Source organism: Ruegeria sp. HU-ET01832, assembly GCF_040371315.1.
GTDB classification, from domain to species: Bacteria; Pseudomonadota; Alphaproteobacteria; order Rhodobacterales; family Rhodobacteraceae; genus Ruegeria; species Ruegeria lacuscaerulensis_A.
The window spans coordinates 116,975-142,090 of the sequence record NZ_BAABWL010000006.1 but is presented as its reverse complement, the minus strand read 5'-3'; the positions used below and the strand labels follow the sequence as shown (position 1 = coordinate 142,090).

At 57.0% G+C, this 25,116-nt stretch carries 32 protein-coding genes; 15 read left to right on the top strand and 17 right to left on the bottom strand.

Annotation, left to right across the window (positions count from 1 at the left end):
• Positions 1 to 2 precede the first annotated feature (2 nt).
• Positions 3 to 986 (top strand): iminosuccinate reductase BhcD, encoded by a 984-nt coding sequence (gene bhcD / locus ABWV79_RS17870; protein ID WP_353393640.1) that lies wholly within the window; start codon positions 3 to 5, stop codon positions 984 to 986.
• A gap of 54 nt (positions 987 to 1,040) precedes the next feature.
• Here the strand turns inward: bhcD and ABWV79_RS17865 are convergent, their stop codons facing one another.
• Both ABWV79_RS17865 and ABWV79_RS17860 read right to left on the bottom strand, forming a co-directional pair.
• Positions 1,041 to 1,826, bottom strand: a complete 786-nt coding sequence (locus ABWV79_RS17865) for an inositol monophosphatase family protein (RefSeq protein ID WP_170753297.1) — start codon at positions 1,824 to 1,826, stop codon at positions 1,041 to 1,043.
• Positions 1,827 to 1,922: 96 nt separating this feature from the next.
• On the bottom strand, positions 1,923 to 2,828 hold the full coding sequence (locus ABWV79_RS17860; protein WP_170352400.1) for a LysR family transcriptional regulator: 906 nt from the start codon (positions 2,826 to 2,828) through the stop codon (positions 1,923 to 1,925).
• Between the two features lie 93 nt (positions 2,829 to 2,921).
• Between ABWV79_RS17860 and metF the strand changes: the two genes are divergently transcribed.
• On the top strand, positions 2,922 to 3,788 hold the full coding sequence (metF, locus tag ABWV79_RS17855) for a methylenetetrahydrofolate reductase [NAD(P)H] (protein ID WP_353393637.1): 867 nt from the start codon (positions 2,922 to 2,924) through the stop codon (positions 3,786 to 3,788).
• 163 nt (positions 3,789 to 3,951) lie between these two features.
• Positions 3,952 to 4,605, top strand: a complete 654-nt coding sequence (locus ABWV79_RS17850; protein WP_353393635.1) for a J domain-containing protein — start codon at positions 3,952 to 3,954, stop codon at positions 4,603 to 4,605.
• 58 nt (positions 4,606 to 4,663) lie between these two features.
• On the opposite strand, the gene ABWV79_RS17845 is transcribed toward ABWV79_RS17850, so the two are convergent.
• Positions 4,664 to 5,182, bottom strand: a complete 519-nt coding sequence (locus ABWV79_RS17845; protein WP_170352397.1) for a YHS domain-containing (seleno)protein — start codon at positions 5,180 to 5,182, stop codon at positions 4,664 to 4,666.
• Positions 5,183 to 5,430: 248 nt separating this feature from the next.
• Here ABWV79_RS17845 and yghU point away from each other — a divergent pair, with 248 nt between their 5' ends.
• Positions 5,431 to 6,309 carry a glutathione-dependent disulfide-bond oxidoreductase gene (gene yghU / locus ABWV79_RS17840; RefSeq protein WP_353393633.1) on the top strand — a complete coding sequence of 293 codons (879 nt, stop codon included), beginning with the start codon at positions 5,431 to 5,433 and terminating at the stop codon, positions 6,307 to 6,309.
• A gap of 35 nt (positions 6,310 to 6,344) precedes the next feature.
• Here yghU and ABWV79_RS17835 read toward each other — a convergent pair whose 3' ends face one another.
• Both ABWV79_RS17835 and ABWV79_RS17830 read right to left on the bottom strand, forming a co-directional pair.
• Positions 6,345 to 7,133, bottom strand: a complete 789-nt coding sequence (locus ABWV79_RS17835) for an SseB family protein (protein ID WP_353393631.1) — start codon at positions 7,131 to 7,133, stop codon at positions 6,345 to 6,347.
• Positions 7,126 to 7,713 carry a uracil-DNA glycosylase family protein gene (locus tag ABWV79_RS17830; RefSeq protein WP_353393629.1) on the bottom strand — a complete coding sequence of 196 codons (588 nt, stop codon included), beginning with the start codon at positions 7,711 to 7,713 and terminating at the stop codon, positions 7,126 to 7,128. Before ABWV79_RS17830 ends, ABWV79_RS17835 begins: the two co-directional genes overlap by 8 nt.
• A 217-nt stretch (positions 7,714 to 7,930) precedes the next feature.
• Between ABWV79_RS17830 and ABWV79_RS17825 the strand changes: the two genes are divergently transcribed.
• Genes ABWV79_RS17825 through ABWV79_RS17810 form a run of 4 tightly spaced genes read left to right on the top strand, consistent with a single transcriptional unit; the run spans position 7,931 to position 12,493 of the window.
• Complete coding sequence (locus tag ABWV79_RS17825; protein WP_170352393.1) at positions 7,931 to 8,590, top strand: ABC transporter ATP-binding protein; 660 nt, start codon at positions 7,931 to 7,933, stop codon at positions 8,588 to 8,590.
• Positions 8,568 to 10,142, top strand: coding sequence for a KpsE/RkpR family capsule polysaccharide export protein (locus ABWV79_RS17820; protein WP_353393627.1), 1,575 nt, complete (start codon positions 8,568 to 8,570; stop codon positions 10,140 to 10,142). Before ABWV79_RS17825 ends, ABWV79_RS17820 begins: the two co-directional genes overlap by 23 nt.
• Before the next feature lie 5 nt (positions 10,143 to 10,147).
• A complete protein-coding gene (kdsA, locus tag ABWV79_RS17815) occupies positions 10,148 to 10,981 on the top strand; it encodes a 3-deoxy-8-phosphooctulonate synthase (RefSeq protein ID WP_353393625.1) in 834 nt (277 codons plus the stop codon).
• A 15-nt stretch (positions 10,982 to 10,996) separates the two neighbouring features.
• On the top strand, positions 10,997 to 12,493 hold the full coding sequence (locus ABWV79_RS17810; RefSeq protein ID WP_209194960.1) for a phosphomannomutase/phosphoglucomutase: 1,497 nt from the start codon (positions 10,997 to 10,999) through the stop codon (positions 12,491 to 12,493).
• A 35-nt stretch (positions 12,494 to 12,528) separates the two neighbouring features.
• Here the strand turns inward: ABWV79_RS17810 and ABWV79_RS17805 are convergent, their stop codons facing one another.
• Complete coding sequence (locus ABWV79_RS17805) at positions 12,529 to 14,484, bottom strand: AsmA family protein (RefSeq protein ID WP_353393623.1); 1,956 nt, start codon at positions 14,482 to 14,484, stop codon at positions 12,529 to 12,531.
• 95 nt (positions 14,485 to 14,579) lie between these two features.
• On the opposite strand from ABWV79_RS17805, the gene rimO reads away from it, so the two are divergent.
• Together rimO and ABWV79_RS17795 are read left to right on the top strand one after the other, a co-directional pair.
• Positions 14,580 to 15,968 carry a 30S ribosomal protein S12 methylthiotransferase RimO gene (gene rimO / locus ABWV79_RS17800; RefSeq protein ID WP_170352388.1) on the top strand — a complete coding sequence of 463 codons (1,389 nt, stop codon included), beginning with the start codon at positions 14,580 to 14,582 and terminating at the stop codon, positions 15,966 to 15,968.
• Between the two features lie 104 nt (positions 15,969 to 16,072).
• The gene (locus tag ABWV79_RS17795) at positions 16,073 to 16,435 is read left to right on the top strand and encodes a hypothetical protein (RefSeq protein ID WP_353393621.1); all 363 of its coding nucleotides are present in this window, start codon (positions 16,073 to 16,075) and stop codon (positions 16,433 to 16,435) included.
• A 6-nt stretch (positions 16,436 to 16,441) separates the two neighbouring features.
• Here ABWV79_RS17795 and ABWV79_RS17790 read toward each other — a convergent pair whose 3' ends face one another.
• Both ABWV79_RS17790 and ABWV79_RS17785 read right to left on the bottom strand, forming a co-directional pair.
• The gene (locus ABWV79_RS17790; protein WP_170352386.1) at positions 16,442 to 16,798 is read right to left on the bottom strand and encodes a diacylglycerol kinase; all 357 of its coding nucleotides are present in this window, start codon (positions 16,796 to 16,798) and stop codon (positions 16,442 to 16,444) included.
• Positions 16,799 to 16,923: 125 nt separating this feature from the next.
• The gene (locus ABWV79_RS17785; protein ID WP_170352385.1) at positions 16,924 to 17,112 is read right to left on the bottom strand and encodes a hypothetical protein; all 189 of its coding nucleotides are present in this window, start codon (positions 17,110 to 17,112) and stop codon (positions 16,924 to 16,926) included.
• 216 nt (positions 17,113 to 17,328) lie between these two features.
• Between ABWV79_RS17785 and ABWV79_RS17780 the strand changes: the two genes are divergently transcribed.
• The gene (locus ABWV79_RS17780; RefSeq protein ID WP_170352384.1) at positions 17,329 to 17,571 is read left to right on the top strand and encodes a CDGSH iron-sulfur domain-containing protein; all 243 of its coding nucleotides are present in this window, start codon (positions 17,329 to 17,331) and stop codon (positions 17,569 to 17,571) included.
• Here the strand turns inward: ABWV79_RS17780 and ABWV79_RS17775 are convergent.
• From ABWV79_RS17775 to ABWV79_RS17755, 5 genes are all read right to left on the bottom strand, one after another.
• The gene (locus tag ABWV79_RS17775; protein WP_170352383.1) at positions 17,568 to 17,825 is read right to left on the bottom strand and encodes a DUF6455 family protein; all 258 of its coding nucleotides are present in this window, start codon (positions 17,823 to 17,825) and stop codon (positions 17,568 to 17,570) included. The genes ABWV79_RS17780 and ABWV79_RS17775 overlap by 4 nt on opposite strands.
• A complete protein-coding gene (locus ABWV79_RS17770) occupies positions 17,825 to 18,049 on the bottom strand; it encodes a DUF6455 family protein (RefSeq protein WP_353393907.1) in 225 nt (74 codons plus the stop codon). Before ABWV79_RS17770 ends, ABWV79_RS17775 begins: the two co-directional genes overlap by 1 nt.
• Before the next feature lie 35 nt (positions 18,050 to 18,084).
• Positions 18,085 to 18,360: a DUF6455 family protein gene (locus ABWV79_RS17765; RefSeq protein ID WP_170352382.1), complete on the bottom strand. Its 276-nt coding sequence runs from the start codon at positions 18,358 to 18,360 to the stop codon at positions 18,085 to 18,087.
• Between the two features lie 68 nt (positions 18,361 to 18,428).
• Positions 18,429 to 18,797: a YigZ family protein gene (locus tag ABWV79_RS17760; protein ID WP_170352381.1), complete on the bottom strand. Its 369-nt coding sequence runs from the start codon at positions 18,795 to 18,797 to the stop codon at positions 18,429 to 18,431.
• Positions 18,794 to 19,501 (bottom strand): M48 family metallopeptidase, encoded by a 708-nt coding sequence (locus ABWV79_RS17755; RefSeq protein ID WP_353393617.1) that lies wholly within the window; start codon positions 19,499 to 19,501, stop codon positions 18,794 to 18,796. The genes ABWV79_RS17760 and ABWV79_RS17755 overlap by 4 nt, the downstream gene beginning before the upstream one ends.
• A 123-nt stretch (positions 19,502 to 19,624) precedes the next feature.
• On the opposite strand from ABWV79_RS17755, the gene ABWV79_RS17750 reads away from it, so the two are divergent.
• Positions 19,625 to 19,873 (top strand): DUF8831 family protein, encoded by a 249-nt coding sequence (locus ABWV79_RS17750; RefSeq protein WP_353393906.1) that lies wholly within the window; start codon positions 19,625 to 19,627, stop codon positions 19,871 to 19,873.
• Here the strand turns inward: ABWV79_RS17750 and ABWV79_RS17745 are convergent.
• The gene (locus ABWV79_RS17745) at positions 19,861 to 20,136 is read right to left on the bottom strand and encodes a DUF167 domain-containing protein (RefSeq protein WP_170352378.1); all 276 of its coding nucleotides are present in this window, start codon (positions 20,134 to 20,136) and stop codon (positions 19,861 to 19,863) included. The two genes, ABWV79_RS17750 and ABWV79_RS17745, sit on opposite strands and share 13 nt — an antisense overlap.
• Before the next feature lie 136 nt (positions 20,137 to 20,272).
• Here ABWV79_RS17745 and ABWV79_RS17740 point away from each other — a divergent pair, with 136 nt between their 5' ends.
• Positions 20,273 to 20,851: a nitroreductase family protein gene (locus ABWV79_RS17740; RefSeq protein ID WP_353393615.1), complete on the top strand. Its 579-nt coding sequence runs from the start codon at positions 20,273 to 20,275 to the stop codon at positions 20,849 to 20,851.
• A complete protein-coding gene (locus ABWV79_RS17735) occupies positions 20,851 to 21,546 on the top strand; it encodes an EI24 domain-containing protein (RefSeq protein WP_353393904.1) in 696 nt (231 codons plus the stop codon). The genes ABWV79_RS17740 and ABWV79_RS17735 overlap by 1 nt, the downstream gene beginning before the upstream one ends.
• Positions 21,547 to 21,549: 3 nt before the next feature.
• On the opposite strand, the gene ABWV79_RS17730 is transcribed toward ABWV79_RS17735, so the two are convergent.
• Together ABWV79_RS17730 and mce are read right to left on the bottom strand one after the other, a co-directional pair.
• Positions 21,550 to 21,825 (bottom strand): DUF1467 family protein, encoded by a 276-nt coding sequence (locus ABWV79_RS17730; protein WP_170352376.1) that lies wholly within the window; start codon positions 21,823 to 21,825, stop codon positions 21,550 to 21,552.
• Positions 21,826 to 21,841: 16 nt separating this feature from the next.
• Positions 21,842 to 22,246: a methylmalonyl-CoA epimerase gene (mce, locus tag ABWV79_RS17725; RefSeq protein WP_170352375.1), complete on the bottom strand. Its 405-nt coding sequence runs from the start codon at positions 22,244 to 22,246 to the stop codon at positions 21,842 to 21,844.
• A 137-nt stretch (positions 22,247 to 22,383) separates the two neighbouring features.
• On the opposite strand from mce, the gene ABWV79_RS17720 reads away from it, so the two are divergent.
• Complete coding sequence (locus ABWV79_RS17720; protein ID WP_353393613.1) at positions 22,384 to 23,100, top strand: response regulator; 717 nt, start codon at positions 22,384 to 22,386, stop codon at positions 23,098 to 23,100.
• Between the two features lie 183 nt (positions 23,101 to 23,283).
• Here ABWV79_RS17720 and aspS read toward each other — a convergent pair whose 3' ends face one another.
• The gene (gene aspS, locus ABWV79_RS17715) at positions 23,284 to 25,059 is read right to left on the bottom strand and encodes an aspartate--tRNA ligase (RefSeq protein ID WP_353393611.1); all 1,776 of its coding nucleotides are present in this window, start codon (positions 25,057 to 25,059) and stop codon (positions 23,284 to 23,286) included.
• Between the last annotated feature and the right edge of the window lie 57 nt (positions 25,060 to 25,116).

Below are 25,116 nucleotides of genomic sequence, written 5' to 3'. Positions count from 1 at the left end.
CCATGATTACTCAAGACGGACCGCTGATCGTGACCGAGGATTTATGTGCCCAACTCGTGGGCCGTCAACAAGCATTTGATGCTGTCGAGGCCGTCTTTGGCGCCATGGCCAGCGGCGGGGCGCGAAACTTTCCCGTGATCCGCGAGGCTTTGGGCCACGCAGATGCGATTTATGGGTTCAAGTCCGGGTTCGACCGCGAGAGGCAAGTGCTGGGTGTGAAGTCCGGTGGGTATTGGCCAGGGAATACAGATCGCGGCCTGACCAACCATCAATCCACAGTGTTCCTGTTCGACCCGGACACGGGTCGGCTGTCGGCACTGGTTGGCGGCAACTATCTGACGGCGGTGCGCACTGCGGCGTCATCTGCTGTGTCCATCGCTCATCTGGCCCGCAAGGACGCCAAAGTTCTGGGCATGGTCGGAGCGGGCCATCAATCCACCTTTCAACTGCGCGCAGCCGCCGAGCAACGCGCGTTCGAAAAGGTCGTGGCGTGGAATCCACATCCGGACATGCTGCCTCGATTGGCCTCCGTCGCTGACGAGATCGGGTTGGAATTCGAAAGCGTCAGCCCACAGGAGTTGGGCGCACAGGCGGATGTGATCATCACCATCACCTCGGCTTTCGAGCCCTTGCTGATGAAGGAGTGGATCAAACCCGGCACCCATCTGGCCTGCATGGGCACCGACACCAAAGGAAAGCAAGAGGTCGACCCGGCACTGGTATCTGCAGCCTCGGTCTTTACGGATGAGGTGGCGCAATCCGTCTCGATTGGTGAAGCGCAGCACGCCGTTGGCAACGGGGCTCTTACAGAGGAGGCTATTACGCCCATCGGCGCTGTGATCAATGGCGTTCATCCTGGCCGGGTTTCGGCGGATCAGATCACCTTGTTCGATGGAACAGGCGTCGGCCTGCAAGACCTGGCGGTTGCATCCGTTGCCGCACGGTTGGCTGAAGACAGCGGGTTAGCCCAACGCATTGCGTTATAAACAAAAAAGCGCGCCTCGTACGGGGCGCGCTTGTTTAGCACTGGCTAAAGAAAATCAGCCCCGGATCACCTTCGAGAACTGGTCAAAGATCGGCTCATTCGAACAGATAACCTCACCATCCTCCAAGACACTGCCTTCTGGATTGATGGCTTGCACAAATCCGCCAGCCTCTTTCACGATGATGATCCCGGCTGCCACGTCCCACGCGTTCAGTCGACGCTCCCAATAGCCTTCGTAACGCCCTGCAGCGACATAAGCCAAATCCAGCGCTGCCGATCCCCAACGGCGCACGCCAGCGCAGGTGGGCATGATACGGGCCAGATCCTGCAAGGTCGCAGGCAGGTCGGAACGGCCACCAAATGGCAAACCGGTCGCAAAGATCGATTCGATCATACGGTGACGGCCCGAAACGCGGATGCGAGTGTCGTTCATCCACGCGCCTTCGCCCTTTTCGGCAAAGAACATCTCGTCCTTGGCAGGGTCATAGATCACGCCCGAAACGATCTTGCCCTTGTGTTCCAGAGCGATCGAAATCGCCCAATGCGGCAGCCCGTGCAGAAAGTTCGTGGTGCCGTCCAGCGGGTCGACAATCCAGCGGCGCGTTGGGTCTTCACCTGCCTGCCCGCCGCCTTCTTCACCCAGCCAGCCATAGGTCGGGCGCGCACCCAGCAATTCCTCTTTCAGGATCGCCTCGGCGGCGATGTCGGCCTTGGAGACAAAGTCACCCGCACCTTTCATCGAGACCTGCAGGTTCTCGACTTCGCGGAAATCCTTGACCAGAGACCGCCCCGCCTTGCGCGCGGCTTTGATCATGATGTTGAGGTTAGCACTGCCTACCATTGTCCCAAGGCTCCTGTTCGGTCAAACCGCGCGTATACTGATGCAATGCGCCCTTGCCAAGAGGCTTGATGCGCATAGCAGCCCCGCGTTTCGCGCCTATTGCGATTGCAGCTTGCGCGCCTCGGTTCCGGCCAGTTCGATCAGTTCCTGCACATAGGGTTTTTCAAGGTCCTCGGACCGCACCGCCGCATACAGGCTGCGGGTGATCCCATCCTTAGTCAGCGGCCGGGTCACATAGTCCGAGTTATACTTGACCTCGCGCACCACCCAGTCGGGCAGGACCGAAATCCCCCGGTTCGAAGCGACCAGCAAAAGGATAACTGCTGTCAGCTCCACCTGCCGGATGGCCGCCGGTTCCACACGCGCGGGGATCAGCAACTGGCTGAACACATCCAACCGGGTGCGCTCGACCGGATAGGTGATCAGGGTTTGACCACGGAAATCCTCGGCTTCGATGAAATCCTTTTGTGCCAATGGGTGGGCCGAGGCCGCAACAAACACCGCATCGTAGTCAAACAGCTTGATGAACTCGACCCCCGGCAGGTCTTCGGGGTCCGAGGAGACGACCAGATCGACCTCTTCCTTCTGCAGCGCGGGCAACGCGTCAAAGGCCAAACCGGGGCGGATATCGACATCCACATCGCCCCAGGATTTACGGAAAGCCTCCAACACCGGAAACAGCCATTCGAAACAGGCATGGCACTCGATCGCGATATGCATCCGGCCCGTGCGCCCGTCGCGCAGGGAAGAAAATTCGTGCTGCGTCGCTTCGACCTGCGGTAGTATCTGTTCGGCCAGCCGCAACAGGCGCAACCCCGCCGCCGACAGCTTCATCGGCTTGGAGCGGCGCAGGAACAGCTCAACCCCGGCCTGATCCTCAAGCCCTTTGATCTGATGACTCAACGCCGATTGGGTGATGTTCAGCTGATCCGCCGCGCGGGCCAGGCCGCCGCATTCATGGATCGCCTTGATCGTGCGCAGGTGCCGGAATTCGATGTGCATTCAATGGAACTCATGTTGTTCTTGAGGAATATGAGTTTGTCTCACAATGCAGGTCATGGCACAAGGCCTGCAACAAGTATTTACGAGGCCGAGATGACACAACCTGAGATTTCATTCGAATTCTTCCCGCCCCAAACGCTCGAGGCCTCGTTCCGCCTGTGGGACACCGTGCAGACGCTGGCCCCGCTGGACCCGCGCTTTGTGTCAGTCACCTATGGTGCTGGTGGCACCACGCGGGAATTGACCCGCGATGCGGTGGCGACTTTGCACAAATCTTCCGGCCTTCCGGTGGCCGCACATTTGACGTGCGTCGATGCGACCCGCGCTGAGACCCTGCAAATAGCGGATTCCTTCGCCAAGGCAGGTGTGAAAGACATCGTTGCACTGCGTGGCGACCCCCCCAAAGGACAGGACCGGTTCGTCCCTCATCCAGACGGGTTCGCCAATTCGGTCGAACTGATCGAAGCGCTTTCAGACACCGGCGCGTTCAATATCCGCGTGGGCGCCTACCCAGACATCCACCCCGAAGCGCAATGCGCCCGCACCGATGTCGACTGGTTGAAAGCCAAGCTGGACGCTGGCGCAGACGAAGCGCTGACGCAGTTCTTCTTTGAGGCCGAGACTTTTTTCCGCTTCCGCGACGCCTGCGAAAAGGCCGGGATCGACAAGCCCATCGTGCCGGGCCTCCTGCCAATCGAGAACTGGAAAGGCGCGCGCAACTTTGCCAAACGTTGTGGCACACGCATTCCCGGCTGGATCGAACAGGCATTTGACAAGGCCCTCCGGGATGACCGCGAGGATTTGCTGGCTACTGCATTGTGCACCGAGCTGTGCTCGGACCTGATAGAAGGCGGTGTGGACAAACTGCATTTCTATACACTGAACCGGCCAGAACTGACGCGCGATGTCTGCTTTGCCCTTGGGATCACACCAAAGCCCTCGTTGCAGAACGTGGCCTAACGAAAGGCCGGACGATACCAGGCCAATCAGACGCAATAGTGGGAACAATCAAAATAGTTATCTCGAAATTGTTCCCACATACCCCCTAAAAACTCACCAAATTTGACAAAATTGCGACCGTCACAACACTAGGGCATGTTGTTGTTTAGTGAGTGATTTGGGTATGGAAGCAGTTGAAAAGATCAGGGCGCGGACAGATGCTTTGTATGCGCTTGGGCTGGACCACACTGCCAGTTCCGACGACATCCGCAACGCTTGGCGCAAGATTGCCTTCAGCGCACATCCTGACCGCGCTGACAATGATTGCTCGGATTTTGTCCGCGCCAAAGACGCTTATGATCTTTTGCGGCAAGAGGGGCTGACCACCAAGAACCCGATGCATGGCAAGCCCAAAAGGCCCAAGCTGCGCAAACGCGTGATCCGGTTGAAAGACACCGAAGTCAGCGCGTGTCGTGATCTTCTTGCTCGGGCGTTGGCCCATTCTGGCAACATTGCGCCAACTGACGATGGCGACCAAATCGTTGCTGACTCGGACCACATCCCCAGCGCTATCGAGTGTTTTGGTCGTAACTTGATATACTTCGTGAAATCTCCGGTTTGCAAAGGTGCGAACCGCGTTGCTTTGCCGACATCTGTTCTGGTCGGGTTTCGCAAAACGGAAACCGAAGTTTTGAATTTCCAATCCAAGAACGCAGGTGCCGGCGAAGTCGTTGTCCCTGACGCGATCATGGCCCGAAAGTTTCCTGGCGCCAAAAGTGTTCGCATACGGTTCGATGCAGATCAGGCCCTGCAGGATGCCTTTGAACTGGCAAGCTGAGACCTGAAATACAAAAACCCGGCTGATGTCAGCCGGGTTTTCGTTTGTCAGATTCCATTTAGTTGGAAATCGGAGCGTCCGAGGTAAATTTCGGGATAACTGCGGTCGAAGCTTTCGCAGGCTCGATACCCGGCCAGTTACCTTCCGCCAGATTGATGTTACCCGGGATATCTTCTTCGAAGAATCCAACAACCACGTCCGTAATGTTCAGGTACAACTTATCATCAACAATGCGCCACAGGTTCGGGTTGGCCGGAACCTTGCCGCCGCGTGACACGCCATAGGCGCAATGGCCATCATACTGCGGCGCGTAGTACGCGGGGTTTTCCAAAAACTTGTCTCGGTTTTCTTCGGTTGAGAATGCCCAGGTTGCGCCATTGTATTCAGCGGTGATGTCGGAACGCCCACGAACGCCCGCCGGCTGCGCCTTACCAACCGGTGACTGATCCAGGCTGCGATAGGCCACAACATCATAGCCTGAAACAGCATAACCGGTTCCATCAACATACTGATCACCAGCGAATGCCGGAACAGCAAATGCCAGCGTTGCTGCAAGGGTCAGGGCAAAACGTTTCATATAGGTCAATCCTCTTGTCCTCAGGTTTCAAGGTCACCCGCATTCCGGGTCTGACCAGACAATAAGCGATTTCAGGGCTCAGAGCAGTCCTGCTCGCGGCGCTGTGACGTCCGATGAAGAAACGTGAGAGTATTGGCGTCGAATGTTACAAAATGAACCACAGATGCGGGGTTGGACTCGGCGCTTTGCAATATTAGCTGTTGCTGCGGACAGACAATGCACACCAAATTTGCTGAGGAAGGCAAGAAATGAGCGAGCAAACGACCTATACCCCGCCAAAGGTTTGGACTTGGGACAGTCAGAATGGCGGACAATTCGCCAATATCAACCGCCCCATTTCCGGCGCGACGCACGACAAAGACCTGCCCGTAGGGCGCCATCCGTTCCAGTTGTATTCGCTGGCAACGCCAAACGGTGTCAAAGTCACGGTGATGCTGGAAGAACTGTTGGCCCTTGGCCATGAAGAGGCCGAGTATAACGCCTGGCTGATCAATATCGGCGAGGGCGATCAATTCGGCTCGGGCTTTGTCGGGGCAAACCCGAACTCAAAGATACCCGCGCTTTGGGACCGGTCCGGGGATGAACCTGTGCGCGTGTTCGAAAGCGCCTCGATCCTGTTTCATTTGGCCGAGAAATTCGACGCCTTTCTGCCGAAATCCGGCCCCGAACGGACTGAGGTGATGAACTGGGTGTTCTGGCAGATGGGCAGCGCACCTTATCTGGGCGGCGGGTTCGGCCATTTCTATGCGTATGCGCCCGAGAAATGGGAATACCCGATCAACCGGTTTGCCATGGAAACCAAGCGCCAGTTAGACGTTCTGGACAAGCAACTGGCGGAAAATGCCTATATTGCAGGCGACGATTACAGCATCGCCGACATGGCCATCTGGCCCTGGTACGGTCAGTTGGTTCTGGGACGTCTGTATGACGCCGCCGAGTTCCTGGACGTCGAATCCTATAAGAACGTTATGCGTTGGGCCAAAGCAGTCGAAGAACGCCCCGCAGTACTGCGCGGCCGCATGGTCAACCGTCCCTTCGGTGAAAAGCACATGCAGCTTCACGAACGCCACGAGGCCAGCGACTTTGAGACCCGCACTCAGGACAAACTGGAACCTGCAGCGGAGTAACGCATGGGCCTCGCAGCTTAATTTGCGGGGCCTTATTATCGCAGAATTGGTGGTTTCTCCGGGTCGCTGCCCGGTGTGATCTGCGCATATTCGGACGTCTCGGGCTGGGGCAAATCGAACCTTAGCCCAACGCGGGCCAACGCTGCGGCCGCCGGGTCGTGCGCTGCAAAAAAGCCGACATCCATGGCCCCAGCTTCGATACCCGAAAAGGTCAACGCTTCGGACGCAGCTTTGGCCAGCGCAGCCTCAGCCCCGCTCACCGCTCCGACAAAACCCAGCAGATGACCTGTGCCACCCTCAGACGTCTTTGTGCCGACCAGATATGCCGCCTGCGCCAGACCAACGGCCGTTGCCAATTTGGCGTCCAGGGCCGTTAACAGATCGTCGGGCAACCCAACGGGGGGCAGGAACTCGGACAGGTGTTGCTGCACTTCCTCTGGCGTGTGCTGCAAAGTCGTGGCCAACCATCCAAGGGCCTCGGACGGGATCAGCATGGACGATGGCGCGACCTCAAGGTTCAGACCCAGACCAATCCCCTGACCGGCCAGCATGTTGGACAAAATCCGCCCAGACAAAGCAACATAAGGCACCGGGCGTTCCGCAAATCGGGCAAGCCGATCTTCCCGATCGAAGGCCAGAACAAACCGGCCGTCAGCCACATCAAACAATTCAGGCGAGATGTTTTCGTCCTTCGCCTCTTCGGTCAGCAAAAGAAACAACTCGCTATCCGCCAGTCGTTCAAAAAAGCGCAGCCGGGCAGCATCGTCCAGTGGGGCAGCCTCCATCGCGGAATGGGCGGCATCCAGAGCTGTTGTGTCAGTCATTCAGAACCTCTTGCACCCGCGCACGCAAGACCGGCAGAAGGTCGGCCTCGAACCAGGGGTTTTTCTTCATCCATGCCGTATTCCGCCAAGACGGATGAGGCAAGGCAAAGACGCGCGGCGCATGGTCCCGCCAGTTGCGCACCGTTTCCGTCACCGAGCTTTTTGTGCCCAGGTGATATTTTTGCGCATGGCCCCCGACCAGAACCGTTAACGGCATTTCGCCCAGCGCTTGCATCACCCGGTCGTGCCAGGTTTGCCCGCAGATCGGCGGTGGAGGCAGATCGGCTTTGCGCACATCATATCCGGGAAAGCAGAATGCCATTGGCACAATCGACACCTTTGAGCGGTCATAGAATGTCGGTTCATCAAGCCCCAACCAATCCCGCAGGCGATCCCCGGAGGGGTCGGTAAAAGGGCGACCGGATTCGTGAACGCGTGCGCCGGGTGCCTGCCCTGCAATCAGAACCGAAGTTCCTTTGCGGAACCAGACCACCGGTCGAGGTTCGTGCGCAGTGTGCGTGTCGGCAAACCTATCGGCGCAGATCCTGCAGGCTGCGATGTCTTTCTCGAGTGTATTCATCAGATCGCAAGGTTTCCTGCATCAAAATGAGTGACGGTTAGATCAAAGAATAGACAACGCGCCTTTGGACGCCAACAGATGGAAAAGTCACAATAGCAACAGCATGCAAGCGAACGCATTGATCCCCCCCCTCATTTTTCGACATAATGCAGCACGCGTGAACGCGGCATCACCGGCTTGGTCGGTGCAATAAAAAGACATATGTAGCAGGCCCAGTATGCTTGAGTTTGAGAACGTCAGTAAGTCTTTCTGGACCGGGACGCGCCGCAAGGTGATCCTGGACCGGGTGTCGTTCAGGGTTGAGCTTGGAAAATCTCTGGGCGTGCTTGCCCCGAACGGCACTGGCAAAACAACACTGATCAACATGATGGCCGGGTTAGAGAAACCGGATGAAGGCGTGATCCGCAAGTCCTGCCGGATTTCGTTTCCGATGGGGTTCACTGGTGGCGTTGCGAACAAGCTTTCGGCACTGGAAAACGCGCGATATATCGCGAAAATCTATGGCATGGATCCCGATTACGTCGAAGCCTATTGTAAATGGCTGTGCAATCTGGGCGAGTATTTTGACCAGCCAATGGCCACGTATTCATCGGGCATGAAGGCCCGTTTCACCTTTGCCTTGATGCTGGCACTTGATTTCGACATGTATCTGATTGACGAAGGCATGCCCGCCACCACGGATGTCGAATTCAACAGGAAAGCCGGTGACATTCTGAGGGAAAGGTTGCGCACGACCACGTTGGTCATCGTATCCCACAGCCCTGCAGTGCTGGAAAAATTCGCCCGTCAGGCTGCCGTTCTCGTGGACGGTCAGCTTTACATGTTTGACACCTTGGAAGAGGCTAAGCAGCTATATGACTACCAAACCCAAGGCTAGCATCTACAACCTGCGCCGCAAACGCAAAGGCTCTGGCGACCCTGAAGCGCGCGCTGAGGCGATCTCGCGTATTCGCAAGGCAACGCAGGCTCCGGCCGCCGCAAACGAGTCGCAGACTGCTACTGAAATCGACGAGATCAAACGCGAAGGGCTGACCGGACGGCAGCTTAGGGTAGCACGACGTCTTGCTCAGAAAAACGGGCTTGCCGCGACCTCGGATTATGATGCCGTACGTCTTTTGCGGAAAAAAGGTATCGACCCGTTTGAGCGGGCTAACCTTTTAGATCTAGCCGTTGAGAAGAAACGCACTGAGGGTGAGACCAAGGACAAAATCACCATCCAACTGCCCCAAACGTTTTCTGAAGCCGCTCAAACCCTGCCTGGCCCCGAAATGAACCCGGCAGAGCGTCGCGAGATTGAGATCAAGGAGATCCAAAGGGACATTGCTCGCAGACGCAGGCGCAAGCTGATGGCATTGTTCGCGCGCCTCGCTGCATTTGTTCTGCTTCCGACGCTAATCGTGGGCACCTATTTCTATCGCTACGCGACCCCAATGTATGCCAGCGATTCGGCTTTCTCGATTCTTCAGGCCGATGGCGGGGGCGCATCGTTCCGTGGGTTTTTGGCCGGTACGCAATATGCCACAGCGCAGGACTCGGTGGCGACGCAGGAGTTCCTGGAATCCAAAGATGCCCTTCTTCGGTTGGATCGGGACATGGGCTTCGCCGAAATCTTCAAACAGGAGTGGATTGATCCAATTCAGCGCCTGTCGCCTGATGCCAGTCTGGAAGAAACCTACAAGCTGTTCAAACGGATGATAACGATCGGATATGACCCAAGCGACGGGATCATACGGATGGAGGTTGCCGCCCCATCGGCCGAGCTTGCCGTCGGTCTGTCCGAGCGCTTGTTGTCCTATGCTGAAGAAACGATCAACGGACTGACCGAGTTGAAACGCGAAGACCAGATGCGCGAGGCCCGCGCCGGATTCGAGTTGGCCCAGGCCGAGCGCCGAAAAGCGCAGGAAGACTTGATCGAGTTGCAGTTGCAAGGTGCTTTGCTGGACCCTGAAAACGTGATCGCTGGTCTGCGCGGGCGCATCAACGCGCTGGAAACCGAGATTCAAGACAAAGAACTGCAATTGGCTGCTTTGCTGGACAACCTGCGGCCCAACCAAGCCAAGGTCGATGGCGCGCGTGCAGATATCCGTCGTCTTGAACAAGTCCTGGATGAGCTTAATGCACAGATGCTGGATGTCTCGGCAGGCGAAAATTCGCTTGCCCAGCTTAGCGTGCGCCTTCAAATGGCTCAGGCCGATTTGATTGCCCGGGATATGATGCTGCAAAACGCTATGCAGCAAATGGAAACCACCCGGACCGAGGCTAACCGTAAGGTTAGATATCTGACAGTCTCGGTTAATCCTGTGCCCAGTCAGGACCCCACTTACCCGCGCAAATTCGAAAATACGATTTTGGCATTCCTGTTGTTTGCTGGTATCTACCTGTTGATCTCGCTTACCGCGTCGGTCCTTCGTGAACAGGTATCCTCGTAAGACACATGAAACATGTAAAAATCTCCGATCTCAAGGTCGGCAATGATCTGCCTCTGACAATCATTGCCGGCCCCTGCCAGCTTGAAAGCGCAGATCATGCCCAAATGATCGCCGGTAAAATGAAAGAGGCGTGCGACGCCGCGGGCGCGCAATACGTGTTCAAGGGCTCGTTCGACAAGGCCAACCGCACCTCGGTAAATGCCGCCCCTGCTTTGGGGTTGGAAAAGGGGTTGGCCGTTCTGCAATCGGTCAAGGACAGCATCGGGGTGCCAGTTACCACCGATGTACATGAGAAAGAACAATGCGCCCCAGTGGCCGAGGTGTGCGATATCCTTCAGATCCCTGCGTTTCTGTGTCGCCAGACTGCCTTGCTTAAGGCGGCAGGCGCAACAGGCGCGGTGGTGAACGTCAAGAAAGGACAGTTCCTGGCCCCTTGGGACATGCAAAATGTTGCTGCCAAGATCGAAAGCACCGACAATTACAACATCATGTTGACCGAGCGTGGCGTCAGCTTTGGCTACAACCGTCTGGTGGTCGATATGCAATCGCTACCGGAAATGGCGCGAACCGGGTATCCGGTGATCATGGACGCCACGCACACTGTGGCTCAACCCGGCGGTTTGGGCGGCGCATCAGGTGGCCAGCGCGAATTTGCGCCTGTTATGGCGCGTTCGGCCGTTGCTGTTGGCGTTGCTGGCGTCTTTATGGAAACGCATCAGGATCCGGACAATGCGCCATGTGATGGCCCGAATATGATTTACCTGGATCAGATGCCTCAACTGATTGATACATTGATGCGATTTGATACGCTTGCCAAAGCCAATCCGATTCAGATTTAACAACCGAGATTCTTGATGACCAAACCACTCCCCGAGGTGACCCCGAATACCTGGACATTTCTGCGCGACGCAATGATCAAGCCAACGGGTTTTCGTGAATACGACGCGCGTTGGAAATACCCCGAAGAGATCAACTTGCCGGGCATGACAGCGCTGGGTCTGGGTCTTGGAACACAGATGCGTCGCCGCGGAATCGCGCCGGTGATCGCGGTTGGCAACGACTATCGAGACTATTCTCTTGCGATTAAGAACGCACTGATCTTGGGGCTGATGCAGGCGGGGATACAGGTCAAGGATATCGGCCCGGCACTTAGCCCGATGGCTTACTTCGCGCAGTTCCATCTGGATGTGCCTGCGGTTGCGATGGTCACGGCCAGCCACAACCCGAACGGCTGGACAGGGGTCAAAATGGGGTTTGAGCGTCCGTTGACCCATGGTCCCGATGAAATGTCCGAGCTGCGCGACATTGTTCTGAACGGCGAAGGTCAGCCGCACGAAGGCGGTTCGTATGAATTTGTCGACGGGGTGAAAGAGGCGTATATCGACGATCTGGTCGGCGATTTCAAAATGTCCCGCCCGCTGAAAGTCGTCTGCGCGACGGGCAATGGAACTGCGTCGGCCTTCGCACCCGAGGTCTTTGAACGAATGGGGGTCGAGGTTGTACCCAGTCATAACCGGCTGGATTATACCTTTCCCAACTACAACCCCAACCCCGAAGCCATGGAGATGTTGCACGACATGGCCGACAGCGTGAAATCCAGCGGTGCCGACATGGCGCTTGGGTTTGACGGTGATGGCGATCGTTGCGGCGTTGTAGATGACGAGGGCGAGGAGATATTTGCCGACAAGGTCGGAGTGATCATGGCTCGCGATCTGGCCAAGCTGTACCCGAATTCCACCTTTGTGGCCGATGTGAAATCCACCGGCCTGTTTGCCAGTGACCCCGAGTTGCAGGCCCACGGCGTAAAAGCGGATTACTGGAAGACGGGCCACAGCCATATGAAGCGGCGGGTTAAGGAAATCAATGCGCTAGCTGGTTTCGAAAAGTCGGGCCACTACTTCTTGGCTGAACCCATCGGGCGTGGTTATGATTGCGGGATGCGCGTGGCGGTTGAGATCTGCAAGCTTATGGATCGAAACCCCGACAAAAGCATGTCTGATCTACGCAAGGCCCTCCCCAAGACTTGGTCGACCCCGACCATGTCACCCTACGCGGCGGATACCGAAAAATACGACATCCTAAAGCGTCTGGTCGACAAGCTGGTCGCCAAATCCGAAGCTGGCGAGACTTTCGCAGGGCGCAACATAAAAGAGGTGGTCACTGTCAACGGAGCCCGTGTCATTCTGGACAATGGCAGCTGGGGATTGGTTCGCGCATCGTCCAACACGCCCAATCTGGTTGTCGTATGCGAAAGCAGCGAAAGCGAAGAAGAGATGCGTGCGATTTTCGCTGATATCGACGCCGTTATTCGAACGGAACCTGGCGTCGGCGACTACGACCAAACCATCTGAACCGGCATGGGGTGCACTTTACGCCCCCTGCCCTCTCAATCAGCGCCCAAGAGTTTCAATAACCCTTTTGCAGCCTCTTCCTGCAGCTTGTTTTTTACCGCATCTTCGATGCTTTCCGTGTCGGTCACCGTAACTCCAAGCTCATCGCCAACCTTTTCCAGAACTTTTTGCTTGGCATCATCCTCCAACTCTTTGACTTTGCCCTCTGCTGCCGCTTCAAGCACTTTACTTAAGTCAGGTTGGATCGATGGATTGCTCCAGGGGCCGACAATGCGAACGGGTACCGAAAGCCCCTGACCTGCGTTAGCCCGCAATGCTGTAGGGGTGAAAAGATAATCGATGTCACGCGCGCCAATGCCCACACGCCCCTCACCATCCGCACGGAAATTCTTGAGTGACATCAACAAGTCGTCGTTCCTAAGCACGCCTTGATCCAAGGTGAAACTTGCTGAAAGGCTGTTGAAGACGGTTGTCCCACCCGTTTCCGAGCTGCGCCCCATCAGACGGTCCAGATCAAATCCGCTGATGACCCCGGCGCCAACATCCATCCGCCCATCGCCGCTGAGCGAGCGCATGATCTGATCTTCGGTTTGGCCGACACCGAGGAACTTGAACGAACCTGTCCCAGTCCCTGACAGACGATCGACACCCGCAAGCGCAGTCAAAGCCTGTTCGATGTCGATGCCCTCGGCCTTGAGGTCACCGCCGACCGACAATCCGCTTCGGTTATTGGCTACGACCTGCCCGGTCAACTGACCCGAAAACAAGCTGGCCGGATTCATCTGTAGAACTGCGCGAGACCGATCAAGGTTCAGCGTCAGATCACTGGGGCCCAAGGTCAGTCCCGGAACCGCGATCGAGCTGGCCTTCAGCCGAATTTTTCCGTTCGCCAGTGCCAAAGCCGATGCGTCGATAGGATCGGTGGACCACCCTGTGTCTTTAACCGGACCTGTGCTTGTTTCGCCTGACCGGCCTGCCGGGGCCGTGTTGTATTTCGACAGGTCCAAGTCACCAGCGTCCAGCCGCGCCGTGATTTGTGGAGGATCCGAGATCAGAATATCCGCCTCGCCGGTCACTCGGTTTTCGTCCAGTTGAGCAACCATATCGCGAACAGAAATGCGACCATCCTGCGTGTAAGTCACATACCCCGATATGTCTGCCGCCGTCCCCAACCCCAGTGGTACGCCAACGCCAGCTTGACCGAAGGCTGCCAGCATCCGCTCGGTGTTTTGCGTTCTGACGTGGAAATTGCCGTCCATCTCACCAGCGAGGTTAACGCGGCCATCAAATCGTACGTCTCCGCCGGGTGCGGTCAACGTCACGGTCAAAGGCGTCGCAACACCCGAAGCATAGGCGGGAAGGTCAGGAATCGTCAGATCTACGTCCACAGCGCCACCCGGCACCGTCATTTGGGCTTCGAGGGTCATAGGCGCACTCGGGTCCGGCCAACTTGCGGCCAGATCGACATTGTCGAAATCATACCGAGTGGCACCATTCTCGACATAGACAAGCCGCGCGTTCGTTAACTGCAGTCGGTCCAATGTCACCGCGCCTTGCTGCCCTTGCGCTGGGGTCGCCGCTGCGCTGGTGGTGCCCTCATTCGGGGTTGCCGAAGTGAACTCCCAGTTCCCGCGCCCATCCGACAATTCCAGCCGCAGTGTCGGGTTTTCGGCAATGATCCGTTTGATCCGCAAATCGCCCCCCATCAGCGCCGCCGCGTCAACGCCCACGGCCAGGCTTTGGGCGCTCAGCATCGGATCGGAGCCTGCCCAAGGCGCGTTACCAAAGGCAACGGGGCCGGTTTCCATTCCCAAGACAGGCCAGAACGATAAACGGACATCGCCCGACAGGTTCAGATCGCGACCGGTTTCCGCTTTGACCTGCTCAGCCAGTATGGATGCCAACTTGTCACCTGGCATCAGTAGCAAAGCGCCGATTACCAGCCCAAGCACCGCTATAAAAAGGAAAACAATGCGCAACAGCCATTTCATTTTTCTGCTCTCCGCCCTTTGGCTTGTTTGGAAATGATCATTCTTGGCCTTCAGTGCATTTGCAAGGGGAAGCATTCCCCACTATATGCCGCGCCATGAGTACAAACCCGCCGAACCTACGCCCCGACCTGGCGCCTGCCGCCCGGATCACCGAAGCGCCCCGCGCGAACCAGCCGACCATTGGTATGGTGTCGCTGGGCTGCCCCAAGGCTTTGGTGGACAGTGAACGCATCCTGACCCGTCTGCGGGCGGAAGGGTACGGTATTTCTCCGGACTATTCAGGGGCGGATGCCGTGATCGTGAACACCTGCGGGTTCCTTGACAGCGCCAAAGCAGAATCACTGGACGCAATCGGAGAAGCTCTGGTCGAAAACGGCAAGGTTATCGTCACGGGTTGTCTGGGGGCCGAGCCGGATTACATCCGCGAGCATCATCCGCGCATCATGGCCGTCACCGGGCCACATCAGTATGAACAGGTGCTGGACGCCGTGCATCAGGCGGTTCCACCAGATCCCGATCCGTTCGTAGACCTGCTGCCCGCCGCCAGCGTGCAATTGACCCCGCGCCATTACAGCTATTTGAAAATATCCGAGGGCTGTAACCACAAGTGCAAGTTCTGCATTATCCCCGACATGCGCGGTAAGCTGGCCAGCCGCCCGGCCCACGCGGTGCTGCGCGAGGCCGAAAAGCTGGTCGACAATGGCGTGCGCGAGCTGCTGGTGATCTCTCAGGACACGTCGGCCTATGGGTTGGACCGCAAATATGACGTGAACCCGTGGAAAGATCGCGAGGTCCGCAGCCACATCACCGATCTGGCGCGCGAGCTGGGGCAATTCGATGCCTGGGTACGCCTGCACTACGTCTATCCCTATCCGCATGTGCGCGAGTTGATCCCGCTGATGGCAGATGCGGGCTGCAACGTGCTGCCCTATCTGGATATTCCGTTCCAGCACGCCCATCCAGACGTTCTGAAACGTATGGCACGCCCGGCGGCGGCTGCCAAAACGCTGGACGAGATCGCCGCATGGCGCGCCACCTGTCCCGACATCACCCTGCGTTCGACCTTTATCGTCGGCTATCCCGGTGAGACCGAGGCCGAGTTCCAGACTTTGCTGGATTGGATGGACGAGGCGCAGCTGGATCGCGTTGGCTGCTTTCAGTACGAAAACGTGGACGGGGCGCGCTCGAACGATCTGCCTGATCATGTCCCGGCCGAGGTCAAACAGGACCGCTGGGAACGCTTCATGGAAAAGGCGCAAGCGATATCCGAGGCAAAGCTTGCCGCAAAGGTTGGACAAACGCTGGACGTGATCGTGGATGAGGTCGATGACGAGGCCGCCACCTGCCGCACCAAGGCCGACGCGCCCGAGATCGATGGCAATTTGTTCATTGACGAAGAGTTCGCGGATCTCAAACCCGGCGATATTGTCTCGGTCGAAGTGGATGAAGCGGGGGAATACGATCTCTGGGGCAAACTGGCCTGATCGGTCACTGATTATAGTCGAAACGTGAGCCGAGTTTATTGGAGATCAACCACTCGGCGCCCCACATAGACATGAGACCTCAACACGCAAGAAGGAGGGTTATCATGACTAAACTGCGTCCCTTCGCGGCGAAATTAGCAGTGGCGGTGCTTGCCGCTCAACTGATTGCGGCCCCTGCCGCCGCTGACCACCGACATGGCAGTTCGGCCAAAGTTACGCTTTCCGGGGTGAAATCCTTCGGCATTTCGCATCGCGGAAAAGCGCGGGTACATCGGCATTTTATCGCGCCGAAAGTGCATAAACCTGCTGCAAAAGCAAAATTACATCACGCGAAACCGGTAAAAAAGCACCATCGCTCGTCGTTCAAGCGGCACAAAAAGAAATACTATAAATACTATACGCCGCGACGCCGTGGGTTTCGACATCATAAATTCCATCGCGGGTTTGCAAGATATCGAATCAAATAGCCCGCGTCAGATCAGTGTGATCAGGCCAATAACCCATACAACCCCGGCGGCAACGGCTGTCAGCGCAACCGCCGCGCTGGCGGCGTCCTTGGCTTGACCAGCCAATATGCTGTGGTCGGTGGATGTGTGATCCACAGCCCGTTCGATCGCCGTGTTGAACAGCTCGGCGACCATAACCAATATGCCCAGCACGATGATTAGCGCGCGCAGACTGCCTGTAAGAGGCAAAGCAACCGCAAGCCCAGCAGAAATGAGATTAGCCCAGCCCCAAACACGAAACGAATACTCGTCGCGCCACGTGGCGGCCAGTCCTTGCCAACTCCAGACTGTGCGGTGTTTTAATCGGATCAGAAAGTTTTTCATGCGCCCTCTGCATAACAGTAGAGCGGACAAAACCTCAATCCGGGGGCTGCAGGCAAGAAAAAACCGCCCAAAGGGCGGCACGTTTCTGGAAACGGGCGACCCTGCGAAGGTCGCCCGCGATATGGTTATTGTGCGACGGGGTCACAAACTGTCTGACCTGCTTCGGTCGTTGCCAGCTGAGTACCCGCAGGGCAGCTTGGGTTTCCAACCTTGTCGTATTCAGGAGTGATATAAACCGGTGCCGGTTCTTCCTGTTGCGAACACGCGCCCAAGATCAATGCAAACGCGCCAACTGTAGCGAATTTCAATTTCATGTCCGTCATTCCTTTATTAATTTCCTGATATTCCCCAGAAATTCGGGGCCAGTCTCAAAATACGACTTCGCTGGCAAATTTGCAACAAATCCGATCACAAAAATGTGAGGCCAGCAATTCTACGCCGTTGTGGCGGAATATCCGACCGTTGCTAGAGTTTCAAAGGATTTGAACTAGAACCATCGGACAACACACGCCAAGAAAAGGAGCAGCCAAATGTCAGATGAGCCAATTATCGCTCAGAAAGCCCCATACCCGGTCGAGGTGACCGAGGGCAAAAACTACTTCTGGTGTGCGTGCGGACAGTCGAAGCGCCAGCCGTTTTGCGATGGGTCTCACAAGGGCAGCGGTATTGAGCCAGTCAAATACACCGCTGAAAGCACCAAGAAGGTGTTTTTTTGCGGATGCAAACACAGCGCTAATCCGCCGCTTTGCGACGGATCCCATTCAAAGCTCTAAGCCTTCAAGGCGTTCAAAGTCTCGGCATTGGCGCAAAAGCCGGGGGCCTTGTCGGCCCCTGCTTGCTGGTCCGCAAGCCATCCGGCGCATTGACCGCTGCATTTCGAGGCCCTGCATCGCGTCACCATAGTCGCGTAATCATCTGCACTGAGCCTGCCCTCTGCCATTGCCTCCGACAGCGATAAGTCGATACATCTGGCCATAGACCGCGTAAGCCAGAAATGCATCTCCACTTCGCCTAGAACGTCCCGCATTATTGGGTCTCCTGCATTTGTTGCACCTTTAGTTCTGCAAACCGCTCTCGGTTTGGGCAGGTCTGCGGCGCGCATACCGCATTTTGGGCATCAGACAGCCAGTCTGGGCATCGTTCGGCCCAATTGCATCCCTGACAGGATCTCACCATTCTTGCCCAATCCTGCTGACTAAGACGCCCTTGTCGATGAGCCGAAGTCACATCTGTGCCTGTCGCCTTTCCCATACGCAGCACCAGCCGCAGATGAGTCATAACGTTCCCTAATTTTTGCATGACATAGCCACCGACGAGACCAGTTGAGAAAACAGATCCTTATTGCGGCAATATTCTGGTGCCGACGGCAATGTCGCGTCTTGCTCCATTAGGGTTTTGCAGTGTCCGGGATTTCCGCATTCCGCGCAGCGCAGCACCGCCTCTGATATCTGATCGATCGACACATCCCCCCGGATCGCCGCATCTTCAAGGTCGATACCGACCCGCGTTGCCATTCGATCAACCAGACTTGCGTGCTGCTTCAACGTTTCTCGGCTGGGCATTCGGCATCCTTTCCCTGACACGTTTTGATCAGAGTATCCGAAAGCTGCTGCGACGCCCTTGACTCAGGTCAACACTCTGCAACGATCTGGTCCAGATAGGCTCGTGTTGCATCCTGAACGCGGCGGAACCGGTCTCCGCCCAGTTTTTTACCACCATACCAACGCGTTACGATGATAACGTGCCCGTCCAAAGCCGCACGTTCCATCATCCGCAGAATAACCATGGCAGCCCCGGCTTCACCGTCATCCGCCTTTAACGCACCCGTCGGCAGTGTCGCAGCCCAAGTGTTGTGCGTTGCCTTGGCATAACTCTTATCCGATTTCAGCGTCTTCAAAACGGCTTCCACATCGGCCCGCGATGCGACCGGAGCACCCGACACGGCGTATTTTGATCCCCGGTCAGTCAGAACCACCCCCAAGCATTTCAACCCGGTCATTGCGTCAACCCAAGCTGGCGCGCTGTATCCACCACAACCTGAACCCGTTTTGCATTGGGCGGATGAGTGCTTAGAAAACTGTCTTCGGGGTCTAGAATGCGATCGAAGTACTTGGCCCCAACAAGTGGGTTATAACCTGCCTTGTAAGTGATAACGGTACCAAGCGCGTCGGCCTCAAGCTCGAAGTCCTTGATATAGACTTGCGCCCCGACCTGAGCACCTAGCTTCTGCGCCTCTTCCACATCTGCACCTTGCGCCCCGCCAAGCCGGGCCAGTTCACCAAAAATGGCAGCACTTTCGCGGGCATTCACTGATTGCCGGGGAATGTGCCGCAGGATGTGATGGGCGGCCTCATGCCCCATAACAAAGGCCAATTCATCCGCATTCTCAGCCGACTGAATCATGGCCCTTGTAAAGATGATTACCGGTTGATCCTTATCGTCCAGCGTTTGAAAGGCATTTGCGGGGGCTTTGGGGTTCAGGTCAACAACAATGGTAAAGTCGCAATTCCTGACACCTTCCCGTTTCAGGCATTCACTGCGAGCCTGTCGGCCGACCCTCCGGCTGATCTCCTGAAAAGCGGTTGCCTGAACCGCAAAACCGGTAGAATCCTGTTGCCAGTCTTCAACGGGTTGAACACGCAGCGTATCGGCTGTGCAAGCTGCCAACACCACAGGTAAAATCAAAGCAATCAGACAGCGCATTCATCATCCCTTTAAACGGTCCTGCCGCTTTTTTCGAACATAGCGCGCCCAGAATAAGACCGCCACTGGTTGAATGCGTTTGAACGGGTTGCAATGGCGTTAAACGCCCGGCAATCTGATCACATGTTTTCGATTGAGCATGAATTCGACTCGACAGTGATTACTCTGGTGGACGAGGGCCAAAAGCCTTTGCAGGAGGACGTAATCATCAACAATTTTGCCGAATGCGTCACGCTGGAACAACTGGATCCACGGACCGACAAAGTGCAGAAAATCACACTATCGCCCGAGCAGGTTCGCGATCTAGCTGCTGCCCTTGACCTGCCCGAGGGGGTTTACCAAATCCACGAGACACCGGATCAAGGGTCATAGACAAACAGCTTGTCCCGTGATGTCTGCCCCCGCCTTAGTTTCAGTGAAGTCGCCGGAACGCCTAACGCAATCGCAAGAACCCGGCGCACTGCGTCGTTGGCCTTACCTTCGGCGGGCGGGGCGGTGACGTAGACGCGAATTAAACCGCCATCAAGCGTGATCCGGTCCAAGGCAGCTTTGGGTGTTACCTTCACGTTGATCTCAGCCCCTGGAAGAGCAATGCCGGTTAAATCCGGCACGTTTCGCAGTTTTGGCTTTGCCATGCGGACCTCCTGTTCCCAAACACCCTTGCACCCTATGGCGTGAGATGGAAATGATCCTCGCAGTCCAGCCGTTTGCTCTTGAAACCTGCCAGATGCTCAACCAGATACAATCTGCCTATGTGAAGGAAGTTAACATATGTCCTTGAAGAACCCGGCCGCCCTTGAGTTTCTGCAAACGCGCCGGTCCCGGCCCGCAAAGACGCTGGTCGCCCCTGCCCCGACCCGCGAAGAGCTGTTGCCTTTGCTGACAGCCGCCGCTCGCAGCCCCGATCACGGCAAGCTGGAACCGTGGCGGTTTATTGTGATCGAGAAAGGCGCGATGCCCAGGCTTTCTGCCCTGACACAGACCTGCGGCGAGCGTTTGGGCAAAACTCCGGAAGATATCAATAAGACCCGCAGCCAATTCGACATGGGTCAGTTGGCTGTCGCTGTGGTTGAGGTCCAAAAACCGTCTGACAAGGTGCCTTCAATCGAGCAAACGTATTCGGCAGGCACGGTTTGCCTTGGCTTGCTAAACGCGGCTTTGGCGGCCGGTTGGGGGGCAAACTGGCTGTCTGGCTGGCAATCGCATGACCCCGAGTTCTGCCGCGAAACTTTGGGTCTAAAGGACAATGAACGGATCGCAGGCTTTATCCACATCGCCACAGAATCTGTCACACCGCCTGAACGCCCTCGACCCGACGTGGCCGCGCTGACCGAATGGGTGTCCGAATGATGATCCTCAACGCGTTCTTCGCGGCGCTTGGTCAGATCAGCGACCCGAAGTTCCGCTCGGTCCTTTTGCGCGGTGTCGGGTTAACGATCATTCTTCTGATTGCGGGCTGCGCAGCGGCGATTTGGTTGATTAACTGGTTGGCAAGCAGTGAAATCTCGTTGCCTTGGATCGGTACAGTCTCATGGCTGAACGACGTGCTGAACTATTCGGGCATCTTTGTCGTTCTGGTGCTGCCGGTATTCTTGATGATGCCCGTCGCCTCGGCCATCATTTCGATGTTTCTCGAAGAGGTCGCGCAGGCGGTCGAAGACAAGCATTATCCCACGCTGCCCGCCGTACCCGGCATCCCGTTTAGCGACGGTGTCCGAGATGCGCTCAGCTTTATGGGCGTGCTGATTGTGGCCAACCTTCTGGCGTTGATCCTGTATGTGATCTTTTCGCCTTTGGCTCCGTTTATCTTTTGGGCCATGAATGGCTTTTTGCTGGGACGGGAATATTTCACCCTAGCCGCAATGCGCCGGATCGGGCGCGAAGAAGCGCGGAAGCTGCGCGCAAAACACACGTCAACCATTTGGCTTGCCGGCACACTGATGGCCATCCCGCTGTCAGTACCGCTAGTGAACCTTGTGATTCCGATCATCGGTGCGGCTACATTCACCCACATCTATCACAAACTGTCAGGGCCGACGCCCTGACAGTTATCCCCTGGGCTCCAACTGGTTCAGCCAGTCGAAATCGCGGACCGAGATCACGCCGGAAACGATGATCCCGGCGATAATCGCCCACAGCACCACGGAAATCCCGGTGGTGATCCACATCTTCTTTTTCATGTGGTGGACTTCTGGCGCACCCGCATGGGTACCCGGCACGATCTCGTTCAGATCCCCCTGCGTCTTGATACGGATCGGCAGCACGATCAGCAACGTCATGAACCAGATGACGGCAAACAGGACGAGTGCAGCAGTAATGGTCATGACATCCTCGCTTTGGTTAAACCTGTTCTAGCTCGACCAGACAGCCGTTAAAGTCCTTGGGGTGCAGAAACAGCACCGGCTTGCCATGCGCCCCGATCTTGGGCTCACCAGATCCTAGCACACGCGCGCCGGTTTCTTTCAGATGATCACGGGCGGCGATGATATCCTCGACCTCATAGCAGACATGGTGGATGCCACCAGCGGGGTTCTTTTCCAGAAATCCGTTGATCGGGCTGTCATCGCCCAGCGGATACAGCAGTTCGATCTTGGTGTTTGGCAGTTCGATGAACACAACGGTCACCCCGTGATCGGGCTCGTCCTGCGGTGCACCGACTTTGGCGCCCAGCGCGTTGCGGTACTGCGCCGATGCGGCCTCTAGGTCCGGCACGGCGATGGCGACGTGGTTCAGACGACCAATCATGGAACTCTCCTCTGTTCTCTGCGTTGCAGCGGTTATGGGGCGTGTCCGGGCAAAGAACAAGTGCGCCAAATTGCCGTTAACGTCGTGTTAGCCAGAAGTTCCTAGCCTGAAGGCATCTGCTGAATAGGAGTTCTGCCATGGACGATTCGAACCCCTTCACCTCGCCCGCGCAGCCAACGGCGACGCGGCCGCTGCTGGGTCAAACGATTTTGGTTGTCGAAGACAGCCGCTATGCCTGCGATGCGATACGCCTGATGTGTTTGCACTCTGGCGCACGTATTCGACGCGCAGATTGCTTGAAATCGGCCCGTAGACACCTGCAGATTTATCGCCCCTCGGTAATTCTGGTCGATATGGGCCTGCCTGACGGGTCCGGCGCTGATTTGATCGCCGAACTAACCGAGGCTGTGCCGCGGATCGGTGCCATTCTGGGTATGTCCGGGGATGACTACGCACAGAAGGATGCGCAAACCGCTGGGGCCGATGGGTTTCTGGCCAAACCCCTAAAATCCCTTTCCTATTTTCAGAAGTCGATTTTAGAGCGTCTGCCCGCGGACCGCCGCCCTCACAGTCTGCACGCTGTCCGGGACGAAGTTATACACCCGGACCCAATGGCCTATCAGGACGATATGGCCCATATCGCTGATGTTCTTGCCGGGCCGAACGATCACCGCAGTTTGGACTATGCGGCGCAATTCCTTCGTGGCGTTGCACGCGATGCCGAAGACACGATTCTGGCTGATGCTGCCAGCAAACTTGCTGAGTCACGCGCGAGTGGCACTCCGGTAACGGCACTTGCGGCTCAGGTGGCCGGCATTGTTCAGGCGCGACTTGAACAGCGCGAGGCTATCTGAGATGGCAACCGCCTATTTTGTAACCGCAGGTTTGGTCTGCCTGTGGGTTTATTGCCAGACAAGACTTGCAGCACGCAATATTAGGGCAGCCCGCGACGAGGTCAGCGATCCGCTGGAAAAGACCGGACGGATATAGCTTGGCGTACAGAAAAAACCCGCCGCAAAGGATGCGACGGGTTTTTGTTATTCCTGCGGGATGATCCTCAGTCCCAGTTCCATCAACTGATCCGAGCTTGGATCGGACGGAGCGTCCATCATCAAATCTTCGGCGCGCTGGTTCATCGGGAACATCATGACTTCGCGGATGTTAGCTTCATCCGCCAGCAACATCACGATCCGGTCGATACCTGCAGCACAACCACCGTGGGGCGGTGCGCCATAGTGGAACGCGTTGAACAACGCACCAAATCGGGATTTCACCTCATCCGCGCCATAGCCTGCCAGTTCAAATGCCTTCAACATGATCTCGGGCTTGTGGTTCCTGATCGCACCCGAAACCAGCTCATACCCGTTGCAGGCCAGATCGTACTGATAGCCGCGCACGTCCAGAGGGTTGCCATTCAGCGCCTCCATCCCGCCTTGCGGCATCGAGAATGGGTTATGTTCAAAGTCAATCGCGCCGGTTTCTTCGTCCTGCTCATAGATGGGGAAATCGACGATCCAAGCAAATGCAAAGCGGTCTTTCTCAGTCAGGCCAAGCTCTTCGCCAATAACATCACGCGCCTTACCGGCGACCTTTTCAAAGGCTTTCGGCTTGCCGCCCAGGAAGAACGCGGCATCGCCGACGCCAAGACCCAGCTGCTGACGGATCGCCTCAGTGCGCTCAGGACCGATGTTCTTGGCCAGCGGACCTGCGGCCTCCATCCCCTCGCCTTGATCACGCCAGAAGATGTAACCCATCCCCGGCAGACCCTCTTTCTGCGCAAACGCATTCATACGGTCACAGAACTTGCGGCTGCCCCCGGTCGGCGCTGGGATAGCGCGGATTTCGGTGCCGTCCTGCTCCAACAGCTTTGCGAAAATCGCGAAGCCAGACCCGCGGAAGTGGTCGGAGACCACTTGCATTTTAATCGGGTTCCGCAGGTCGGGCTTGTCGCTGCCGTACCATAGGGCCGCGTCCTTGTAGGAGATCTGCGGCCACTCCTGATCGACCTTGCGGCCACCCCCAAATTCCTCGAACACGCCGGTCAGAACGGGCTGGATCGTGTCAAACACGTCCTGCTGCTCAACAAAGGACATCTCAAGGTCAAGCTGATAGAAATCGGTGGGCGAGCGGTCGGCGCGAGGGTCTTCATCGCGGAAGCACGGAGCGATCTGGAAATACTTGTCGAAGCCCGACACCATGATCAGCTGTTTGAACTGCTGCGGGGCCTGCGGCAGCGCATAGAACTTGCCCGGATGCAGGCGCGAGGGCACCAGAAAGTCGCGCGCGCCTTCGGGCGAGGACGCCGTGATGATCGGCGTCTGATATTCGCGGAAGCCCTGATCCCACATGCGGCGGCGCATCGAGGCGACAACGTCCGAGCGCAGGGTCATGTTCTGCTGCATCGCCTCGCGGCGCAGGTCCAGATAGCGATAGCGCAGGCGGGTTTCCTCGGGGTATTCCTGATCACCGAACACCATCAACGGCAGTTCGTCGGCTGCGCCCAGCACCTCTAGCTCGCGCACATAGACTTCAACCTCACCGGTGGGCAGTTTAGGGTTCACCAGTTCCGGGTCGCGCGCTTTGACGGTACCGTCGATGCGGATACACCATTCGGAGCGTACTTTTTCCAGCTCGGCAAAGGCGGCACTGTCGCCGTCGCACAGAACTTGGGTCACACCAAAGTGATCGCGCAGGTCGATGAAAAGCACGCCACCGTGGTCGCGGACCCGATGCACCCAGCCAGACAGGCGGACGGTTTCACCGACATTGGCGGCGGTCAGAGCGGCGCAGGTGTGGCTGCGATAGGCGTGCATGGATCATATCCCTTCGGGCGCAGAATTCGTCGCGCCGATACACCCCGTCGGGCCGCG

Bases quoted from the DNA above. Each gene is read 5' to 3' on its own strand.
- bhcD (WP_353393640.1), top strand. From the start codon at position 3: ATGATTACTCAAGACGGACCGCTGATCGTGACCGAGGATTTATGTGCC.
- ABWV79_RS17865 (WP_170753297.1), bottom strand. From the start codon at position 1,826: ATGGTAGGCAGTGCTAACCTCAACATCATGATCAAAGCCGCGCGCAAG.
- ABWV79_RS17860 (WP_170352400.1), bottom strand. From the start codon at position 2,828: ATGCACATCGAATTCCGGCACCTGCGCACGATCAAGGCGATCCATGAA.
- metF (WP_353393637.1), top strand. From the start codon at position 2,922: ATGACACAACCTGAGATTTCATTCGAATTCTTCCCGCCCCAAACGCTC.
- ABWV79_RS17850 (WP_353393635.1), top strand. From the start codon at position 3,952: ATGGAAGCAGTTGAAAAGATCAGGGCGCGGACAGATGCTTTGTATGCG.
- ABWV79_RS17845 (WP_170352397.1), bottom strand. From the start codon at position 5,182: ATGAAACGTTTTGCCCTGACCCTTGCAGCAACGCTGGCATTTGCTGTT.
- yghU (WP_353393633.1), top strand. From the start codon at position 5,431: ATGAGCGAGCAAACGACCTATACCCCGCCAAAGGTTTGGACTTGGGAC.
- ABWV79_RS17835 (WP_353393631.1), bottom strand. From the start codon at position 7,133: ATGACTGACACAACAGCTCTGGATGCCGCCCATTCCGCGATGGAGGCT.
- ABWV79_RS17830 (WP_353393629.1), bottom strand. From the start codon at position 7,713: ATGAATACACTCGAGAAAGACATCGCAGCCTGCAGGATCTGCGCCGAT.
- ABWV79_RS17825 (WP_170352393.1), top strand. From the start codon at position 7,931: ATGCTTGAGTTTGAGAACGTCAGTAAGTCTTTCTGGACCGGGACGCGC.
- ABWV79_RS17820 (WP_353393627.1), top strand. From the start codon at position 8,568: ATGACTACCAAACCCAAGGCTAGCATCTACAACCTGCGCCGCAAACGC.
- kdsA (WP_353393625.1), top strand. From the start codon at position 10,148: ATGAAACATGTAAAAATCTCCGATCTCAAGGTCGGCAATGATCTGCCT.
- ABWV79_RS17810 (WP_209194960.1), top strand. From the start codon at position 10,997: ATGACCAAACCACTCCCCGAGGTGACCCCGAATACCTGGACATTTCTG.
- ABWV79_RS17805 (WP_353393623.1), bottom strand. From the start codon at position 14,484: ATGAAATGGCTGTTGCGCATTGTTTTCCTTTTTATAGCGGTGCTTGGG.
- rimO (WP_170352388.1), top strand. From the start codon at position 14,580: ATGAGTACAAACCCGCCGAACCTACGCCCCGACCTGGCGCCTGCCGCC.
- ABWV79_RS17795 (WP_353393621.1), top strand. From the start codon at position 16,073: ATGACTAAACTGCGTCCCTTCGCGGCGAAATTAGCAGTGGCGGTGCTT.
- ABWV79_RS17790 (WP_170352386.1), bottom strand. From the start codon at position 16,798: ATGAAAAACTTTCTGATCCGATTAAAACACCGCACAGTCTGGAGTTGG.
- ABWV79_RS17785 (WP_170352385.1), bottom strand. From the start codon at position 17,112: ATGAAATTGAAATTCGCTACAGTTGGCGCGTTTGCATTGATCTTGGGC.
- ABWV79_RS17780 (WP_170352384.1), top strand. From the start codon at position 17,329: ATGTCAGATGAGCCAATTATCGCTCAGAAAGCCCCATACCCGGTCGAG.
- ABWV79_RS17775 (WP_170352383.1), bottom strand. From the start codon at position 17,825: ATGCGGGACGTTCTAGGCGAAGTGGAGATGCATTTCTGGCTTACGCGG.
- ABWV79_RS17770 (WP_353393907.1), bottom strand. From the start codon at position 18,049: ATGGGAAAGGCGACAGGCACAGATGTGACTTCGGCTCATCGACAAGGG.
- ABWV79_RS17765 (WP_170352382.1), bottom strand. From the start codon at position 18,360: ATGCCCAGCCGAGAAACGTTGAAGCAGCACGCAAGTCTGGTTGATCGA.
- ABWV79_RS17760 (WP_170352381.1), bottom strand. From the start codon at position 18,797: ATGACCGGGTTGAAATGCTTGGGGGTGGTTCTGACTGACCGGGGATCA.
- ABWV79_RS17755 (WP_353393617.1), bottom strand. From the start codon at position 19,501: ATGCGCTGTCTGATTGCTTTGATTTTACCTGTGGTGTTGGCAGCTTGC.
- ABWV79_RS17750 (WP_353393906.1), top strand. From the start codon at position 19,625: ATGTTTTCGATTGAGCATGAATTCGACTCGACAGTGATTACTCTGGTG.
- ABWV79_RS17745 (WP_170352378.1), bottom strand. From the start codon at position 20,136: ATGGCAAAGCCAAAACTGCGAAACGTGCCGGATTTAACCGGCATTGCT.
- ABWV79_RS17740 (WP_353393615.1), top strand. From the start codon at position 20,273: ATGTCCTTGAAGAACCCGGCCGCCCTTGAGTTTCTGCAAACGCGCCGG.
- ABWV79_RS17735 (WP_353393904.1), top strand. From the start codon at position 20,851: ATGATCCTCAACGCGTTCTTCGCGGCGCTTGGTCAGATCAGCGACCCG.
- ABWV79_RS17730 (WP_170352376.1), bottom strand. From the start codon at position 21,825: ATGACCATTACTGCTGCACTCGTCCTGTTTGCCGTCATCTGGTTCATG.
- mce (WP_170352375.1), bottom strand. From the start codon at position 22,246: ATGATTGGTCGTCTGAACCACGTCGCCATCGCCGTGCCGGACCTAGAG.
- ABWV79_RS17720 (WP_353393613.1), top strand. From the start codon at position 22,384: ATGGACGATTCGAACCCCTTCACCTCGCCCGCGCAGCCAACGGCGACG.
- aspS (WP_353393611.1), bottom strand. From the start codon at position 25,059: ATGCACGCCTATCGCAGCCACACCTGCGCCGCTCTGACCGCCGCCAAT.